Origin of the sequence: Streptomyces albospinus (assembly GCF_014648695.1) — a bacterium.
In the GTDB taxonomy this organism is placed as follows: domain Bacteria; phylum Actinomycetota; class Actinomycetes; order Streptomycetales; family Streptomycetaceae; genus Streptomyces; species Streptomyces albospinus.
The window spans coordinates 1-18,101 of sequence record NZ_BMRP01000056.1; the positions used below are offsets into that span (position 1 = coordinate 1).

General features: G+C 68.3%; 11 protein-coding genes and 2 pseudogenes. 7 read left to right on the top strand and 6 right to left on the bottom strand.

The window, feature by feature from the left end; genetic code table 11:
• The coding region (locus tag IEZ17_RS43385; RefSeq protein WP_229852995.1) for a hypothetical protein at positions 1-251 on the bottom strand (251 nt) is incomplete at its 3' end.
• Between the two features lie 1,355 nt (positions 252-1,606).
• On the opposite strand from IEZ17_RS43385, the gene IEZ17_RS36760 reads away from it, so the two are divergent.
• On the top strand, positions 1,607-5,425 hold the full coding sequence (locus tag IEZ17_RS36760) for a non-ribosomal peptide synthetase family protein (RefSeq protein WP_229852996.1): 3,819 nt from the start codon (positions 1,607-1,609) through the stop codon (positions 5,423-5,425).
• 194 nt (positions 5,426-5,619) lie between these two features.
• On the opposite strand, the gene IEZ17_RS36765 is transcribed toward IEZ17_RS36760, so the two are convergent.
• Positions 5,620-5,892: a hypothetical protein gene (locus IEZ17_RS36765; protein WP_189307974.1), complete on the bottom strand. Its 273-nt coding sequence runs from the start codon at positions 5,890-5,892 to the stop codon at positions 5,620-5,622.
• A gap of 206 nt (positions 5,893-6,098) precedes the next feature.
• On the opposite strand from IEZ17_RS36765, the gene IEZ17_RS36770 reads away from it, so the two are divergent.
• Positions 6,099-6,464, top strand: coding sequence for a hypothetical protein (locus IEZ17_RS36770; protein WP_189307975.1), 366 nt, complete (start codon positions 6,099-6,101; stop codon positions 6,462-6,464).
• 402 nt (positions 6,465-6,866) lie between these two features.
• On the opposite strand, the gene IEZ17_RS45075 is transcribed toward IEZ17_RS36770, so the two are convergent.
• Positions 6,867-7,148, bottom strand: a complete 282-nt coding sequence (locus IEZ17_RS45075; protein ID WP_189308000.1) for a transposase — start codon at positions 7,146-7,148, stop codon at positions 6,867-6,869.
• Positions 7,149-7,353: 205 nt separating this feature from the next.
• On the opposite strand from IEZ17_RS45075, the gene IEZ17_RS36780 reads away from it, so the two are divergent.
• Positions 7,354-8,613: a glycosyltransferase family 87 protein gene (locus IEZ17_RS36780; RefSeq protein WP_229852997.1), complete on the top strand. Its 1,260-nt coding sequence runs from the start codon at positions 7,354-7,356 to the stop codon at positions 8,611-8,613.
• Between the two features lie 347 nt (positions 8,614-8,960).
• Here the strand turns inward: IEZ17_RS36780 and IEZ17_RS36785 are convergent.
• Positions 8,961-9,753 (bottom strand): annotated as a pseudogene (locus IEZ17_RS36785) (SDR family oxidoreductase).
• Positions 9,754-10,237: 484 nt separating this feature from the next.
• On the opposite strand from IEZ17_RS36785, the gene IEZ17_RS36790 reads away from it, so the two are divergent.
• From IEZ17_RS36790 to IEZ17_RS36800, 3 genes are read left to right on the top strand one after another with little or no spacing between them, the layout of a single operon-like run.
• Positions 10,238-10,465 (top strand): ferredoxin, encoded by a 228-nt coding sequence (locus IEZ17_RS36790; RefSeq protein ID WP_189307976.1) that lies wholly within the window; start codon positions 10,238-10,240, stop codon positions 10,463-10,465.
• Complete coding sequence (locus IEZ17_RS36795) at positions 10,462-11,853, top strand: NAD(P)/FAD-dependent oxidoreductase (RefSeq protein WP_189307977.1); 1,392 nt, start codon at positions 10,462-10,464, stop codon at positions 11,851-11,853. Before IEZ17_RS36790 ends, IEZ17_RS36795 begins: the two co-directional genes overlap by 4 nt.
• Positions 11,854-11,866: 13 nt before the next feature.
• Complete coding sequence (locus IEZ17_RS36800) at positions 11,867-13,087, top strand: cytochrome P450 (protein WP_189307978.1); 1,221 nt, start codon at positions 11,867-11,869, stop codon at positions 13,085-13,087.
• A gap of 284 nt (positions 13,088-13,371) precedes the next feature.
• On the opposite strand, the pseudogene IEZ17_RS36805 reads toward IEZ17_RS36800, so the two are convergent.
• A pseudogene (locus IEZ17_RS36805) lies at positions 13,372-14,579 on the bottom strand (sensor histidine kinase).
• 738 nt (positions 14,580-15,317) lie between these two features.
• Between IEZ17_RS36805 and IEZ17_RS36810 the strand changes: the two are divergent.
• Positions 15,318-16,295 (top strand): hypothetical protein, encoded by a 978-nt coding sequence (locus IEZ17_RS36810; RefSeq protein ID WP_189307979.1) that lies wholly within the window; start codon positions 15,318-15,320, stop codon positions 16,293-16,295.
• Between the two features lie 393 nt (positions 16,296-16,688).
• Here IEZ17_RS36810 and IEZ17_RS36815 read toward each other — a convergent pair whose 3' ends face one another.
• Complete coding sequence (locus IEZ17_RS36815) at positions 16,689-18,101, bottom strand: amidase (protein WP_189307980.1); 1,413 nt, start codon at positions 18,099-18,101, stop codon at positions 16,689-16,691.

The following is an 18,101-nucleotide window of genomic DNA, read 5'->3' on the forward strand; positions in this document are numbered from 1 at the left end:
GCTACGAGCGCAAAGCCGACCACTTCCTCGCCTTCACCAGCATCGCCTGCACCCTCATCCGCTACCGCAGACTCACCAAATGAGATGACTTCTAAGGTGGATGGTGTCTTCGGGGAGCTTCGATCGCAGCGCATCGAGCCAGCGGTCAGCGGCTCCAGCGGCTCATACGCCGTCCTGACCTTCGCAAACACGCCCGCCACTACCAGCCCCTGGCCATCCTCGCCTGCCTCCGCCGCTGGCTGCCCTGACATTGACGCACCCTCCAGCAACACAACGTGGAGGACTCGTCGCGGTTCCGCTGGGACAGCAGAGCCGGGGGCTGGTGGATGGACGCACAGATGTAGGCCATCGAGCCGGGGACGCTCAGCGTGGGGTGCGGGTAAAAAGCTGGCCAAGGGCCGGGCCGACGCCGATCCGGGAGGAGCGCTGAGCGTGAGGCTTGGCGCTGTCGGGCGTATCGTTGTGTTAGGACATCAGTGCAGTTCCTCTGAGGGAACGGAAACCCGGCTGAGCGGCTGGAGACCTGATGAGTGCTGATTTCGCCGCACGTGTGGCTGGAGAGTCTGAAAGACAGACGGCCGGGCGAGGTCGCTACGTCAGCGCCGCGGACCAGGGGTGCGACCTCATGCCGAGGCGGGGTCGCTGGAAGATGCCTGTCTGACTCGCCGTCCGCGTCGGTTCACACCGCGTGGGCCGGTGGCGAAGAACGTCGTCCGGCGTCCCGGCTCACTCCCAGCGAATCGGAGATGGTGTCGTGCGCACATGTGCACTGTCGGTCATGGCTCTGCGTGACCTGCTCGGAGCCACGGGGCTGGATTCAGGGCAATTGGCAGGCGTTCGATGGTGGGCTGACGGCGCTGGTGTCACCGGCGTGGGTCAGCCCCTGTCTGGTGACGATGGAGCTGCTGCCGTCCGGTCGGCTGTTTCGGGACTCCACGGTGCCAGTGCTTCCCGGCGGGGTGGCGCTGCTTGCGACGGGGTGGATTCCGCAGCGCGGGGTGCGGTGGCGGCATGCTCGGGTGTCGGGGGCGTTGAACTTCTGCGCTGTCTGCCGCCTGTTGTCCGTGGCCGTCTGCCACCGGGCCTCCGGGCGTGGCGGCCCTGGTCGTCGTGGGTCAGTCGGTGATGGTGTTGCCACCGGCAGCTCCTGTTGAGGGAGCGGAGCGGTGTCTTCGGTGCCCGGCACTGCGCTCACCGGACGGTGGCGCCGGCCGGCTCTCACCGGACGGCAGCTGACGACCGGTGGCGTGGTGCCGGCTTCGGTCACCCTTCGCTGAAGGACTGCCGAGCCTCATCACCGGCGCCAACGTGGCCGGGCTCGCGCAGATCGCGCCATGGGGACGCTGTTCGCCTGTTCGCCTAGGTGAACGGGTTCCGGAGCATCGGCCGAGTTCCCGCGTTGGCTTGTCCGTCCTGGGGTTCACCGGCCGCTCGCAGCAACCGTCCGTCCGCCGCGGGTGCCAACGCCCCTGCATCTGATCGGCGTCGCGCCTGTCGTCGTGGCCGCCGTACCGGCCCAGCCCAAGCGGCAGACATCGCTGCGGGCAGTGGCCGGAACGATCGCCACAGCCCCGTCCCAACAGTTCTCGGCCAGCAGGGGAAGACTGTGAAGACCGCACCGCGTCGCGCACCGATCGACCACACCAGGATGGGGTCCCTGCCCGAACTGCTGAAGCAGCAGGTCGAAGCACGGCCCGATGCCGTCGCGGTGGTCTGCGGCGACCAGTGCCTGACGTACCGCGAGCTTGCGGAGTCGGCGCGCCGCATGGCGGCGTTTCTCCGTGAACTCGGTGCGGGCCTGGAGGAGAGCATCGGGGTGTTCGCCGAACCGTCCCTGGAGCTGATGACGGGGGTGTGGGGCATCCTCTTTGCCGGAGCTGCATATCTGCCGCTGTCGCCGGGGTACCCGGAGGACCGGCTCCGCTACATGATCGACGACAGCCGGACGCGCGTCATCGTCACACAGGGCCATCTGGCGGCCCAGCTGGCCGAGCTGGCCCCACCTGGCACCCGGGTGGTCACCCCGGCCGACGTGCGAAACTGCTGCACCACGCTCGCCCCAGTGGCGGTGCGGCCGGACTCGCTGGCGTACGTCATCTACACCTCCGGCAGCACCGGCAGACCGAAGGGCGTGATGATAGAGCACCACAGCATCGCTTCCCAGATGCGGTGGATGCACGACTTCGGGTACCTGGGCCAGGACGTCACCGTGCTTCAGAAGACGCCGATGAGTTTCGATGCGGCCCAGTGGGAAATCCTCGCCCCGGCCGTCGGCGGCCGGGTCGTCATGGGCACACACGGCATCTATCGGGACCCGCAAGCCCTGGTCGCCGCTGTTGTCAACTACCAGGTAACCACGTTGCAGTGCGTGCCCAGGCTGCTGCAAGCGCTCCTGGATTCCGAGGAGTTCGGCCTGTGCACCTCGCTACGGCGGGTGTTCTCCGGCGGTGAGGTGCTGTCGTGGCGGCTCGCCCGGGCTGTGGCCGACGAGCTTCCGTGGGTCTCGCTCGTCAACCTGTACGGGCCGACGGAGGCCACCATCAACGCCACCGCCTGGCCGGTGGACCCGGACGCGGCCGGTGACGGCACGGGCAGCGTGCCGATCGGGGCGCCGGTCGGCGACACACAGTGCTTCATCCTCGACGCCAACCTGGCGCCGGTGGGCATCGAGGAGACAGGCGAGCTGTACATCGGCGGCACCCAACTGGCTCGCGGGTACCTGAACCAACCCGAGCTGACTCAAGAACGCTTCATCATTTCACCGTTCGCCTCCGCTGATCGCGTGTACCGTACCGGCGACCTGGCGTACTGGAACCCGGACGGCACGATCCAGTTCGTCGGCCGGGTCGACAACCAGGTCAAACTGCGCGGCTGTCGCGTCGAGCTCGATGAGGTCGCCCTGGCCATCGAGGAGCACATGTGGGTCAGGCGCGCGGCGGTGGTCGTCACCGACAACCCGAGCACCGGCTCGGCGAATCTGGTGGCCTGCGTCGAGCTGAACCCCAAGGAAGCGGCACTGATGGACCAGGGCAACCATGGTGCCCACCACCAGTCCAAGGCCAGCAGGCTTCAGGTCAGGGCGCAGTTGTCCAACCCGGGTCTGCGGCGCCACGAGCAGCTGGCCGGTCGGCCCGTGGTGGAGCTGCCCGGCAGACAGGAGACGTCCCGGCAGCACAGGGAGGTCTTCGCCCGCAAGACGTACCGCTTCTACGACGGCGACCCGGTCACCCGGAACACCGTGCTGGCCCTGCTCGCCGAACGCCCGGTCGCCGGCCCGTCCCGCGGGCTGGACGAGCTGACGTTCGCGGAACTGGGCGAGTTGCTGCGTTGGTTCGGTGCGTACCACAGCGGCCAGCGGCTGCTGCCGAAGTACGCCTACGCCTCCCCGGGAGCCCTGTACGCCACGCAGCTGTACGTGGAAACCGGCGGCGGAACAGCAGGACTTGAGCCAGGCGTGTACTACTACCACCCCGTCGACCACGCCCTGGTACGGATCGGCCCCCCTTCCCACCCATCGCAACGCCAACTGTCGGTCCACTTCCTGGGCTGCAAGCGGGCCATCGAGCCGGTGTACAGGAACAACATCCAGGAAGTGCTGGAGATCGAAGCCGGGCACATGGCCGGAGTCTTCGAGGAAGTGCTGCCACAGTACGGGCTGACCATCCGGCCGTTGGTCCACGACGGGGCCGTCAAGGACTTCCTGGACGTTTCCGACGAGGACTACTACCTGGGCACGTTCGCCATCCGCCCCGCCGGCGGGGAACCGTGGCGGGACTCCACCGAGATCTATGTGCAGTCCCATCCGGGACGCGTTCAGGATCTGCCGGCAGGCCAGTACCGCTACATCTGCGGCGAGTTGGAGCGCATCTCGGATGAACTCGTGCTGCCGAAGCATGTCATCGCCATCAACCAGCAGGTCTACCAGCGAGCGAGCTTCGGCATCACCGCCGTCAGCCACGCCGACCAGCCTTGGCTGGAGTACATGGCCCTGGGCAGGAAACTCCACCATCTGCAACGCAACAGCCTGAATCTCGGCTTGATGTCCTCGGGATACAGCTCGAAGACGGGCCATCCCCTGCCCGCCGCCCGGCGCATCGACGACATACTGGCCTCCTGCGGCATCCCCACCGGCCCCTCGTACTTCTTCCTCGGCGGCAAGGTCAGCGACGAGCAGATCCGAAGCGAGGGCATGCGCGAGGACGTGGTCCACATGAAGGGACCGGCCGAGATCATCAAGGACGAACTGGTCCGTGTGTTGCCCGACTTCATGGTCCCCGACCGGGTTCTGGTGCTCGACAGGTTGCCACTGACGGCGAACGGGAAAGTCGACGTCCATGCCCTCACCGCCTCCGACCGGGTGCGGCCCGCGGACCGCACCACCCCGTATGTCGCCCCCGCGACACGGCATGAGAAGTGGCTCGCCGAGGCGTGGGGCAAGGCCCTGAAGTACGACAGCGTCTCGGTCGAGGACGACTTCTTCGCCTGCGGCGGCGACTCTCTGACCGCCGTCGAGCTCATCTTGACGACCAACCGGGAGTTCCATACCCGGCTACCGCTCCAGGTCGTCTTCGAGCACCCGAAACTGGCCGACCTCGCGGCCCGCATCGCCGACTGCACCGCCCGCCCGTCTTCCCGGCTGGTTCCCCTGCACGACGCGGGCGTCGGGCGGCCCGTCTTCTGCTGGCCCGGACTGGGCGGCTACCCGATGAACCTGCGTCTGCTCGCACGACAGGCAGCCATGGGCCGGCCCTTTCACGGGATCCAGGCACACGGCATCAACCCCGGTGAAGAGCCCTACCCGACCATCCAGGCGATGGCCGCCGCCGACCTCGCCGAGATTCGGCGCGTGCAGACCGAAGGCCCGTACACCCTGTGGGGCTACTCCTTCGGCGCCCGGGTCGCCTTCGAGGCGGCATGGCAGCTTGAGCAGACCGGCCAACCGGTGGACAACCTGCTGCTGCTCTGCCCCGGCAATCCGAAGGTCCACCATGCCAACGCCGACCGCTACGGGCGTCAGGCGTCCTACGCCAACCCTGCGTATCTGACGATCCTGTTCTCCGTCTTCACGGGGTCCATCACCGGGCCGGACCTCGACCGGTGCTCAGCGGCAGCCCGCGACGAAGACAGCTTCGTCACGTTCATCCACCACCTGCTCCCCGCACTGGACGAGCAGCTGATCCGCCGGATCACCCGGATCGTCGCGCGAACGTACGAGTTCCAGTACAACGCCCGCGAAATGGCCGAACGCCGGCTCCACGTACCGGTCACCATCTTCAAGGCCGCTGGTGACGACTACTCGTTCATCGAAACATGGTCCGGCTACTCCGCCGCGCCCCCGACCGTGATCAACCTAGGCGCCGATCACTACAGCGCGCTGAAGGACACAGGCGTCACCGAACTCGCCTCGGCCCTCCACACCGTCTGAACGCGTGAACCCCGTCGCCTCCCCCGGCAACCCACCTGACGACGTCCGCGGAGCTTTCGATCGGGTGTGCCAGGCCCATGGCCTGCACTCTCATCTGCCTGCGCCGCCTTGCCAGATGAGGGACCGTCGATCGACGACAGCGCCGACGGAACTCATGCCGTCCCGAAGGACACCGGCGCACCGGACCCGACTCCTCAGCCGCCCCGGCAGCGCAGGTGACCGACGATGCGACGCCGAAGGCCCCGACCAGGTCCCTCGCCGACACCCGAGCAGCCGACCCCGCTCGGCTGCTCGGCGGTGCTGGAACGCCGTCCGTCGTCGGCGCAGGACCGGGCATCGACGTCCGCCGGCACCGTCGCGATGACGGACGTCCAAGTCCGGGGCGACTGCGGGGGTGCCGAGGCGTACTCCCGGCGCTGCTCCAGCACCTGCGGGAGCGGTGTCAAGTTCCTGGTCGGGGTCGTCACGGGTTCTCCTCATACAAAAACGGGCGTGTACGGACCCGTTCACCGGGGCCTGTGACGCGCCCGCTTCGGAGAGGTCGCAACGTTGGCCAAGGTCGGATCGATCCGGCGCGTCTGCGAATTCCTTCGTCATATTTGGTATTAACCTTCCATAAATGCACGAAGTCGGTACATCACAGAACAGATCCGCTCACACTTCCGGAGAAAAAATGCACAAGCTTCACAAGGCTGCCGTCCTAGCCGCCACCCTCGGCAGCATCGCCGCCCTCGGCGCCGGCCCCGCCTACGCGGGCGGCCAAGGCGGGTTCGACGTCAGGCAGGGCTCTCAGTGCCGGACGCACGACCTGAATGTCGACGTGCTCGGCGAGGTCGGGATTCTGAACGGCGTGCTGGGCAACGCGCTCGGCGGCGAGGGCTCGCCGGGTGCGCAGGCCAGCTCGATGGGCTCCCAGATCGGCTGCGACAACAGGGTCGACCAAATGGGCGGCGACGAGGGTCACGGCCATGGCGGTGGCGGTGGCGAAGGCGGCGACCATGGCGGTGGCGAGGGCGGCAGCCATGGCGGCGGTAAATAAGGGAGCAAAGTAAGGAGATGGGCCCCGGCGTCCGATCACATCACCTGGCGCCGGGGCCCTCTCAGTATCTGCGCTCGCCGGCCTCGCGGAGCTTTCCCCACACACATGCGATCGTGGCCGTATCGACCGCGCGCCCGTCCTGGACTCTCTCCCGGGTGGCCTTCGCCACCGCCACTCCGAACGGGTAACCCGCTTTCGCGGACACCCGGTTGACCTGTCGTACGCATTCGGACAGGCGGATGGACCATTCGGCCTTGCACGCGATGGCGAACGGTGGGCGCGGAGGTCTCCCCGCCCCGCGCACCGGTCCGAGGAGGACGGCCGCTGCGTCGACGGGCGGCCGTTCGGCCACGCATCGTCAGACGCCGAGGCCGGATCCATGTGGGACACCGCGGCCGGCAATCACGGATTCGATGCCCGGGGCCCACACGAGCCGGCGGTGCTTGTCGTGGTCGTGGCCCCGGTCCGCAATCGGCATCTCGGGCTGTCCACGCGGACGTCCGACGCCCCCGGCAACGGGGACACCTTGTTCAACAGGGGCATGAGCTGGGTGACTTCGTTGCGGTTGCCGCCGGTCAGCGACACCGCAAGGGGAATGCCCTGCGCATCGGTCAGGACGTGGTGCTTGCCGCCCGGCCGCGTGCGATCGATCGGGCCGGGACCGCTTTGGGCTCCTACGGGCAGCCCCGACGTGGGCGGAGTCGATCACCGCTGACGACCGGTCGAACTTCCTGGCACACCGCAGCTTCTTGATGTGGCGATTCCGGACCGGCAGCCCACGGCAGGTCGTGCTCATCGATTGCGGCTCAGAGCGACGGATTCGATAGCCCACAAGACTAGACACCATATGTAGACACGACACGTATACGCAATGCGTATAGTCGTGCTCATGCACACACCCCCTCCCCCGTGGCCGACCCCTGCCCAAAAGCCGCCGACCGGTGCCCGCCGACGATGGGACCGGCCGGCCCTGGCGGCGTGCGCCGTGGCGGCGCTCGTGGTGGGGCTGATGTCTCCCGCCAACACCTCGCAGCAGGCGTGGGGGCTGTCCGCCTCGGTGGGGTATGGCTGCGCCGCCCTGGTGGCGCTGAGATCGTCCCGTGTCTGGGCACGCACGCCCGCGCTGATCGCGGTCACCGGTGCCCTCGTCGCGCCGTTGCTGTACCTGACGGTGATCGGCAAGGCGCAGATGGAGGTCGGCGTGGTGGAGCGGGCTGCGGACCTGCTGTTCTCCTCCGGTACCCCCTACAACTCCGAGCCGCGGGCGATAGCGGACTTCAACCCCTACCTGCCCGGCATGACCCTCTTCGGGATACCGCACCTGCTGTTCGGCGACTCCCTCTTCGCCGGCGCCCGGCTGTGGTTCGTCGTCGGTTTCGTCGCGGCCATGGTCGGCGCCATGCGAGTGCTGGCCGACCGCCGGAGAACGGGCCTCTGCTGGCTGACCGCCTGCCCTGTGGTGGCGCTGCCGCTCGCCATTGGGGGCGTGGATCCGCCGGTGATCGGGCTGATGTGCCTGGCCCTGGCTTTCGCGGACCGGGGCAATGCTGGGCGCGCGGGCCTGGTCCTGGGCCTGGCGGCAACACTGAAGTGGACCGCCTGGCCCGCGGTGCCGGTGGTCGTCGCCCTGCTCGCCGTACGCCGGGGGAAGCGGGCCGCGCTCAGCTGCGGGGCGACGGCTGCGGGGATCGCAGCGTTCTCCGTACTGCCCGCGGTCCTGGTGTATGTCGCGGCGTTCTATGAGAACGCGGTGCTCTACCCGCTGGGGCTGGGACCCACAGCATCCTCCGCGCAGAGCCCTCTCCTCGGACACCTGATCATCTCGCTGGTGCCGCACGGCCAGTCGGTCACCCTCGCCCTGATCGCTTTGAGCGCCATGGCCGTGGGGGCGTCCCTGCTGGTCCGCCCGCCTCGGAGTTCCGTTGCCGCCGCCGACCGGCTGGCGCTCGGCCTGGCACTCGCAATAGCGCTGTCCCCGGCCACCCGCGTCGGCTACGCCATCTACCCTGTGGTCCTCCTCGCCTGGCCCCGCTTCGTCATCGGCACCCCGGAGGAGGAACCTGTGACTGACCGACAGATCTTGGACTGCACCGAGCCCTCCCCGTGCCGGGGGGCCGAAGTCCGTTCACCGGCGAGGCCTGGAACTTGACTGTCTCGGGATGCCGGCTCGGCAGCTTCCTTCAGGCGTTGACACACCCGGCATGGAGCGATGCCCTCATTTCATTGAATGCGGCTCTCAACCGACCACCGCAGGGCGGTTGTTGGCAGAGGAGGGCGTCCCGTCATCCGTGGGTGCGAAGCTCAGCAAGCCGGCTGCCGCACTGTCCGTGGAGCAGGAGCGTCCCTCACAGTCACTGGATCGAGCCGGCAACCGGCTCGGACCATGAAGACCATCACGTGGCCGGGAGCACTGTTTCGGATCCGGGATGCACGACGAAGGCGCGCTTGCCGCATGCCGGGAGCGTTGGAGCGTGCCGCCCGAAGTCGCGTAGCGGTTCAGCCGCCGGTGGCGAAACCGGGGAAGAGGGTCATGCCGCCGTCCACGTAGAGAGTGGTACCCACGTAGTCCATGAGGTCTGAGGCGAGCCCGACGACCGCGTAGGCGATGTCCTCCGGATCACCGACGCGTCCGTAAGGGATCAGCTCCAACAGGTCCTTCTCGGCTTCGGGAGTGTTCCAGGCGCTGCGATTGACGGGCGTCCTGATGGCTCCTGGAGCAATTGCGTTGCCCCTGATCCTTGTGGGGCGCGAGCTCCTGGGCGAGGGTCTCCATCATCATCTGCACGCCGCCCTTGGAGGCCGCGTAGTTGACGCGACCGGCCCAAGCGATGAGTTGGTGCACCGAGCTCAGGCAAATGATCTTCCCGGCGGCTCGCGACACCTCGGGGACGACTCCCCTTCTCAAAAACTCCTTCGTCGTCTCCCGAGCGCACAGGAACTGGCCGGTGAGGTTGACGCCCAGCACCTTCTGCCACTGGGCTGTCGTCATCTCGGTGAACGGAGCGTCGCGCTGCAACCCGGCGTTGGCCACGAGGATGTCGATGGTCCCGAACTCCTGGACCATCCGGTCAAACATCGCGACGACCTGGTCCTCCTGGGACACATCGGCCTGGTACGCCGCCGCGCGCACTCCCAACCCGGAGATCTCCTCGACCACCTGATCGGCATCCTCGCGTCCTGCGACGTGGTTCACGACCTCGTTGGCTCCGGCGCGCCCCAGGCCGATGGCCGTCGCCTTGCCGATGCCCGAGTTCGCGCCGGTGACGCGTGCCTTCTGGCCTTTCAGCAGTCGCGCGGGAATGACGCCCTGTGGGGCTCCCCGAGTCACGCTCACACCGGTGTTCCTCCTCGACTGGCCGACCTCACGACCTCGTGTGGATCTGCTCGCCCCCTGTCGACACCGAACCATCCGAAAGCCCAGGCCACACGCCGGCCGCGGGCAGATTGCGCGGACCGGTCGAACGCAACCGGGCCTCAAGGATATGGAGCTCCGGCGCCAATCGGCAGGACAGTCCTTCCGGAGTGCGGGCGGTGTCTGCGCGGGATAGGCTGTGTGGCAAGAAGGTCAGGATCCCTGAGCGGTTCTACCCGCCGGTCGCCTCATGCGCGACAACCAATTCTTTCTGCGGCGACCCGACGAGCGCGATGCGCCCCCTCGCAGTCCGCGGAGCGGGGCAACGGCCAATTCTCCTCGCGCCAGCCGTCTCGCGCCTTGTGCGCCGGAATGGCACCGGCTTCCGGGCCCGCAGCTCGCAGTCCCTGTGGAGGTCGGGATGAGAGTTGTCGTTGATCTTTCCCGATGTGAAGGGTATGCGCAGTGCGCCTTCCTGGCACCGGACGCGTTCCGGATGCACGGCGAGGAAGCGCTGATGTACGACCCGAACCCCGACGACGCCCGGCGCGAGCAGGTGCTGCGCGCCGCGGCGGCCTGCCCGGTCCAAGCGATTCTGGTCGACCAGTTGGAGGGGCGGGACGCACCGGCGGAGGCGTCACCGTCATGACCAGCGCCGACAATCTGCAAGCGTTCAAGCGCGACGGCCGCATCGTGGTCGTCGGGGCGTCCCTGGCCGGACTGCGGGCCGCGGAGGCCCTGCGCAACGAGGGTTTCACCGGATCGTTGACCATGATCGGCGACGAGTTGGGCGAGCCCTACGACCGGCCTCCCCTGTCCAAACAGGTACTGACCGGATGGGTGCCGGCCGGGGGCACCAAGCTCCCCCGACGTCGTGACATCGATGCGGAGTGGCTGCTGGGCGTGCCCGCCGGCGGGCTGGACCTGGCGACCAACCACGTGCTTCTGACCGACGGACGCAAGATTCCCTTCGACCGGGTGCTGATCTCTACCGGGGTTCGGGCCCGGCCTTGGTTCGTCGAGAGCGAGGCGGCTCTGGACGGGGTGTTCATCGTGCGTACGCGCGAACACGCCGAGGGCCTCCAGCGAGCCCTCGCCGCCGGGCCCTCCCGGGTACTGGTCATCGGTGCGGGATTCACCGGCTCCGAGATCGCGTCCATCTGCCGCGAACGGAACATCCCGGTGACCGTCGCCGAACTCGCGCCGGCGCCGCTGGTCGGGGCGCTCGGCGCCATGATCGGTGAGGTCGCGGCGGACATGCAGCGCGCTCACGGTGTCGACCTGCGTTGCGGTGTCAAGGTCACGCAGCTGGAGGGCGACGCACAGGGGCGGCTGCGCCGCGCCCACTTCGACGACGGCAGTACGGTCGACGCCGACGTGGCGGTGGTCGCACTCGGCGGCATCCGCAACACCGAGTGGCTGCGGGACTCGGGACTGGCGGCGGGTGTCTGGGGAATCGCCTGCGACACGGGCTGCCGCGCCCTCGACCTCAACGGCCTGGTCACCGACGACATCTTCGCCGCCGGAGACGTGGCACGCTGCCCGAATCCGATCTACGAGTACCGGCTCATCTCGCTGGAGCACTGGGCCAACGCCGTGGAGCAGGCCGAGGTCGCGGCGCACAACATGGTCAGCGGCCAGGCGGATCGCTGGCCCCACCTGTGCCTCCCGGTCTTCTGGTCGATCCAGTTCGGCGTCAACATCAAGTCGGTCGGCGTGCCGACCTTCGCCGACGAGGTGGTCGTCACCCAGGGGTCGGTGCCCGACCACCGCTTCGTCGCCGCATACGGCTATCGGGGCCGCGTCACCGCGGCGGTGAGTTTCGACAACGCGAAGTGGCTGGACCACTACCGGCGGCTGATCGAGACGGCCGCGCCCTTCCCACCGCCGTGCCCCACGCCCGACCAGCCCGCCGACATGAAGCCGGTGCCCGTCGACTTCCCCGGCCCCGTCCTGCTCGCCCAGGGCGCCACTGTGGTCGTCACCGGTCATGACCCGAGTGAGCGACGCGTCACGGCCGCGTACCAGCACCGGTAGGAGGGAAAGCGAGATGACCACGACCGAGACGCCCGACACGCTGCGCCGGATCCTCGACTATTCCTCACGAGCCGACCCGTACCCGCTGTACGCCGAGCTGCGCAAGACGCCGGTGGCCCAGCAGGAGGACGGCAGTTACGTCATCAGCACCTATCGCGAGCTCGCGGACATACTACACAACCCGCACCTGAGCTCGGACAGCCGCAATCTCTCCCACCCGACGGCCGGAGCCGAGGAGCAGACCACGCCGGCGTTCATCAACCTCGACCCGCCCGAGCACGACCGCCTGCGGCGTCTGGCGATGCGCCATTTCGGCCCCCCGCACACCCCGGGGCTGGTGACCGGCATGGAAGGCGCCCTGACCGCTGCCGTCAGCAGCCTGATCGACGACTTCGCAGGCAAGGAGCAGATCGACATCGTCGACGACTTCGCCTACCCGTTCCCCGTCACCGTGATCTGCCACCTGCTCGGCGTGCCACGTGAGGACGAACCGCGGTTCCACCTTTGGGTGAACGACCTCATCAACTCGATCGACTACAACCCCAAGACCGACCCGAAGGAAAAATTGGACAAGGGCGTGCAGGCCCGTAAAGACCTTCACCAGTACCTCGGCGGGCTGCTGGACCAACGCCACGGCCGACCGGGCGACGACCTGTTGTCACGGCTGGCCAACGACGACGGGCCCGACGGGCGGATGACCGACGAGGAAATCGTCGCCACCGCCAACCTGCTGCTGATCGCCGGCCACGAGACCACCGTCAATCTCATCACCAACGGCATGCTGACGCTGCTGCGCCACCCGCAGGTGCTGCAACGACTGTGCGGCGAACCGGACTTGGTCGTGCCGCTGGTCGAGGAGCTGCTGCGCTACGAGCCTCCCGTGCACATCATTCCCTGGCGGGCGGCGTACAGCGACATCACCGTCGCCGGCACCGTGATCCCCAAGGGCTCGCGGATCATGTTGATGTTGGCCTCGGGCAGCCGCGATCCGAACCGCTTCCACGATCCCGACCGCTTCGACCCCGATCGGCGTGACAACCAGCACCTCGGGTTCGGCAGTGGCATCCACCTGTGCTTCGGCGGCCCGCTGGCCCGAAGGGAAACTCAGATCGCACTGAGTGAGCTGGTACGCCGCCTCGACCGGCCCAGGCTTGTCGCCGACCCGCCGCCGTACCGGCGCAGCCCCGTTCTACGCGGGCCAATCCATCTGCACATCGAACAGGGCGACGGTTAGCGCAACAGAGCCGAGGGCATGGGCCAACGGGCCGGCCTGTCGGGCTCAGCCTGGTCCGCACAGCTTCTCGGCGTGGTTATTGCAGAGAAGTCAGCTGCACAATTCGAGCACCTCGCCACATCGGGCACGCGAGGCCACCCGCGTCCGAGCTCAACGCGCGCGCATCGAACCAATGCACCGGCAGCTCAAGCTGACGGCACATCAGAAAATGACAGGTCGAGTCGAGATCCTGCCTGCCTACGAGCCACACCTCGATCACCCGGCCGAGACTGCTGGACGAGCCACTAGGAGTAGGCGCCGGCGTCTTTGTCGAGCGGAAGCGTGGCGCTGATCCGAAAGCCGCCACCGGGCCGTGGTCCAGCGGCCAGCGTGCCATCGACCATGCCGATGCGCTCGCGCATGCCGAGCAGGCCCTGGCCGAGGCCATCTGCCCCACCCTCCTCATACAACTCGTGCGGCGCACCGAGCCCGTCGTCCTCGACCAGTACGTGGAGTGCGGAGTCCGTGTAGGTGATGTGGACGATGGCGTGGGCGTGTGGGCCGCCGTGTTTGCGGGTGTTGGTCAGCGCCTCCTGCACGATGCGATAGGCGCTCAGTTCGGCTCCCATGGACAGCGGCCGGGACGTTCCGTCGACCGTGAGGTCCACCGGCAGGCCCGCGCCGCGTACCTGGTCGATGAGGTCGCCGAGTTGGTCGACGCCGGGCTGTGGCACGTAGGAGCTGCCGCTGGCGTCCAACTCGCCCAGCAGCCCCAGCATTTGGCGCATCTCGGCCAGCGCGAGGCGCCCGGTCCGAGAGATGGTGGACAGCGCACGCTTGGACTGGTTCGGCGAGGCGGCCAGGATGCGTGCTGCGCCGTCGGCCTGCACGACCATCGCCGAGACGTTGTGCGCCACGACATCGTGCAGTTCGACGGCTATCCCGGCGCGCGCGGCGGCGACGGCTGCCGCTTCGCGCTCCCGCATCAACCGCTCGGCGCGCCCCTCCAACTGCGCGTAGTACGCGCGCCGGGCGTGCAGGGCGTACCCGCTCAGCCAGGCCAGGATGAATGCAATGGAGGTGAACAAGACGGTGACCAGACAGCTCCAGGGTGTCTGCGTGTGGGAGGGCCAGCGCCATCCGCAGAGCGCGGCGGCGCCCAGCGACCCGAGCAGCGCGAGCCTGCGCACCCGCTGGGCACCCGCTGGGCACCCGCGGAGGCGACCGTACAAACGATGACGAGCATCGCTACATCGCCCGGGACCGGGTGAAGGTCAAAGGCAAGCTGGCCGATGCCGGTAGCGCCCGCCAGCAGCAGCATCTTCTCCGGTGCCCGGCGACGCAGCGCCACTACCAGCGACAGCGCGCACGCGGCCGAACCCTCCAGAAGACGCTGCAACTGCGAACCGTGGTCCCCTACGACGTGCAGCACCGAGAACCCCAGCAGGGCCAACCCCCACAAGCCATCTGCCATGGTCGGATGTCCGCGGAAGAACTCGTACAGGCGCTGCATATAACCCAACGTAGCGACCCCGGATATACGTCGGCGTCAACCCGAGGAGTTATCTTCTGGGGCATCACTACGCCGCGGGGCTGATGGTGTTCAATCCAGGGCTCCGACGAAGTCGAAGTCGGAGGTGTCTGTTCGGCTTCCGCTCCCTCGCCCCAGCGGCCGGGAAATCCCACCACGGTCGCGTCTTTTGCCCTCGGCAGATGCCTGAGGTTGCACTTTCGTGCGGCTCAACTACCCAGAAGGCCGCCCCGATTGCGGCTGCGGGAGGGTGGTCGGGGCGCTGATCATGTGACGGGTGGTCGATACGGCCATCACCGCAAGGGCGTTGGTGTTCGTCACGAGGGTTGCTCGCCGCGCCGAAGCGCCCGCGTCCGGCCCGCCCGACACTTGTCGGCATCTTCCTTGTGGGGGGAGAAGTCCGGCGGGTCGGGCGGCGCCGGGCAGCTGCTGGAAGACCTCGTGACCGCTACATCGGACGGCGCGGATCCGGGTGACCTGCCGCAGGTGAAAGGGGTGACCGATCCGATCGGTGACCGCTGCGCACTCCACCACACCGCGATCCGGACGAACCTCCGGCGCGCCAACCGGCGTGCGGCACCTACCAGCGCGTGCAGCGGAAAGACCCGTAAGCCCGACCGCGCCGGCACACCGCAACGGCGTGCGGAACCTCATGACCCGCCCTTCCCGACCTGAAGCACCGCCGACGTGCGGACTGCACACCGATTCCGAGGAGATGCCTTGAGCGCACCGAAAGCCGGCAAGCCCGGCAAGCACCGCACGACGCCGGGAAGGAGGGCTCGGCGTGCCGCTGTCCTCGCGGCAGCGGCACTCGTCACGGCACTCGTGGCGACCACACTCATGGGAAACCAGACGCCGGCCACAGCCGGCCAGCCGGAGACTGCGAGCGCGGCCGACGACGGCGGCAACACGTTCTACGGGAGTGACCAGGAGGTCATCAGCCTCCTGGAGCGGACCGCACCCCTGAATCAGCGGGAAGCGGTCCAGGGGTACCCGGCTCTGGGGCAGGACCGGCGCGGGGTCACGCGCGAGGACGTCGAGAAGGTGTACCGGCTCGACGATGCGCTACGGGACGTGAAGAGCCGGCTCGGGAGGGGGTGGGACGTCCCGCCCGGTACGGAGATCGACATCCGCAGGAACAGTGGCGATGACCAAGAGCCGTGGCTGGAAGGCATGAACGCCCAGCACTACTGCGGCAAGGACGATGCGGACGGTTCCGACTGCGGTTTCGTCGGCGTTCTGGACCAGAAATACCCCACCGTGCAGTCGACGGCAGAAGTGACCGGGAAGGCGAAGCTCACCTACAAGACTCAGGCCACTGTCGGACGGGACACCGGCCGGACGAAGGGCTGGTCCGCCGGCGGGAAGCTCACCACGACGATCAAACCGAAGGCGCCCGGCCCCGACACGGGAGCCGAGTTCAACTTCACCTACAGCGAGTCGGTCACCACCACCAACAAGTGGACCAGCATGGCCGAACAGGACACCGAGATCGACGTTCCCGACGGCACTGTGGGATGGCTCGACGGGCGCGCCAACGCCGGTGGGTACAAGGGGTTCATCATCTACCGGATTCATCTCTTCCCGGCCGACGGGAAACCGAAGCAGAAGATCGTCGCCATTCCCGCACGTGTCCTGATCCAGGCACCCGGAAAATCCGCGCCGATGACATGGGTCAAGCGCGACTCCAAGAAGTAGCACCGCCGCGCAGCCCGAGGAGCCCTGAACACCGAAACGTTCAGGGCTTCTCGGGACCGCGCAGACCATGCGTGCGCCCCCGCACCGGAGCGCCCCTCGTCGAGGCGTCCGACCTCGGGCAGCGGTAGACCTCGCCCTCACAGAACGCAGCGCATGCCACGGCGTGTCACGAACCCTGCCCGGGCGGCTGCTGCCTTCCGCGTCCGGAGGTGCAATGCCCAGGGGCGTTTCTCGACCGATGGCCACAGCGGCGACCGCGGTGGCAGGCGCCCTTCGCCGGGCGCGGTTCGAGGTCGACGAGCGGGGTGGCGCGGTACCGCGGGATCGTACCTGGGTCGGCTTGCAGTGTCCGCCCTGCCCCGTCGCCAGGGCGGACACCGGTGCGCGCTCGGGTTACCGGCGCGGGTCGATGGGTGCGAGCACGCCGAATTGACGCTCGATCACCTCGGCAGCCTCCAGGCACCGGTCCTCGCGGTACATCTGACCGATGAGCTGGACTCCCTGTGGCATGCCGTCCGCGAACCCGGTGGGCACGCTCACCGCAGGCACGCCGACCAGGGAGGTCACGGTGCACAGGGCTCCCGCCAGCATCATCTGGGCGTGGCTCTCGGCGTCGGTGTCGTCGGGGAGCATGTCGAACCCGGGGACGGGCTGTGGACAGGTGGCTCCGAGGAGCAGCGGGTGGGTGTCCAGGAATGTGGCCCAGTCTCGTTGGATGCCGAGCCGGATGCCGGTCTGCCGGAGGAACTCGGCGAGTTCGGTGTGCGGGGTGCGTTCCATGAACAGGTCGATGTGTTGGGCGCCCTTCTCGCTGAGCAATTGCCGGATGCGGGGCCACTTCACGGCGAACTCGGTCATGATGAGCTTGCCGTAACACTCCAATGTCTCGGCGACCTGGGGGATCTTCACCTCCTCCACGGCGTAACCCGCCTGCTCCAGTGCGGTGGCTGCCTCGTGGATGGCGGCACGGATCCGGGGGTGGACACCGGCTCCGGCCGGGTCGGCCACGACGCCCACTTTGAGAGCGCCGGTGGGGCGGGGCCCGTATGCGGGTACCGGGACCGCCCGCGGGTCCTCCGGGTCCGCGCCCGCCAGCGCCTCGTAGGCCGCGCGCAGGTCGGCGACCGAGCGGGCGATCGGGCCGTCGACGGGGATGAGCTGGGAGGCCAGCATCGGCTCCTGGCCCATGACGCGGTGGTCGGCGGCGAAGCGGCCGTAGCTCGGTTTCAGTGCCGCCACTCCGTTGAAGGCCGCGGGCATGCGCACCGAGCCACCCGAGTCGTTGCCGAGGCCGAGCGCCGCCATGCCGACGGCCACCGCCACCCCGTCGCCGCTGCTGCTCGCGCCCGGGGTCTTCGACCGGTCCCAGGGGTTGTACGTCCTGCCGTACAGCTGGCTGGCGGGGTCCGAGGAGATCGCCAGATCGGGCATGTTGGCGTGGCCGATCGGGATCGCCCCCGCGTCACGGAGCCGGCGCACCGGCGGGGAGTCGGCCTCGGCCACGTGATCGCGGAACTTCCGCACGCCGTGCGTGGTCGCCCAGCCCGCCACGTGGATGTTCTCCTTGACGGTGAAGGGCACTCCGGCCAGCGGGCCGAGCTGCTCCCCCGCCGCGCGGCGCCGGTCGGTTGCGCCCGCGGCTTCGCGGGCGCTGTCCGCCATGAGTTGGGTGACGGCGTTCACGGCCGGGTTCACTGCCGCGATGCGCTCCAGATGGCTCTCCACCACCTCGGCCGCCGAGACCTCGCCGCGGGCGACGGCCGCGCCCAGCTCGATCGCGTTCAGCTTCCACAGTTCAGTGTCCAT

Excerpts from the sequence above, each read along its gene's own strand:
- IEZ17_RS36770 (WP_189307975.1), top strand. The coding sequence starts at position 6,099 with ATGCACAAGCTTCACAAGGCTGCCGTCCTAGCCGCCACCCTCGGCAGC.
- IEZ17_RS36780 (WP_229852997.1), top strand. The coding sequence starts at position 7,354 with ATGCACACACCCCCTCCCCCGTGGCCGACCCCTGCCCAAAAGCCGCCG.
- IEZ17_RS36790 (WP_189307976.1), top strand. The coding sequence starts at position 10,238 with ATGAGAGTTGTCGTTGATCTTTCCCGATGTGAAGGGTATGCGCAGTGC.
- IEZ17_RS36795 (WP_189307977.1), top strand. The coding sequence starts at position 10,462 with ATGACCAGCGCCGACAATCTGCAAGCGTTCAAGCGCGACGGCCGCATC.
- IEZ17_RS36800 (WP_189307978.1), top strand. The coding sequence starts at position 11,867 with ATGACCACGACCGAGACGCCCGACACGCTGCGCCGGATCCTCGACTAT.
- IEZ17_RS36815 (WP_189307980.1), bottom strand. The coding sequence starts at position 18,101 with ATGGACACTGAACTGTGGAAGCTGAACGCGATCGAGCTGGGCGCGGCC.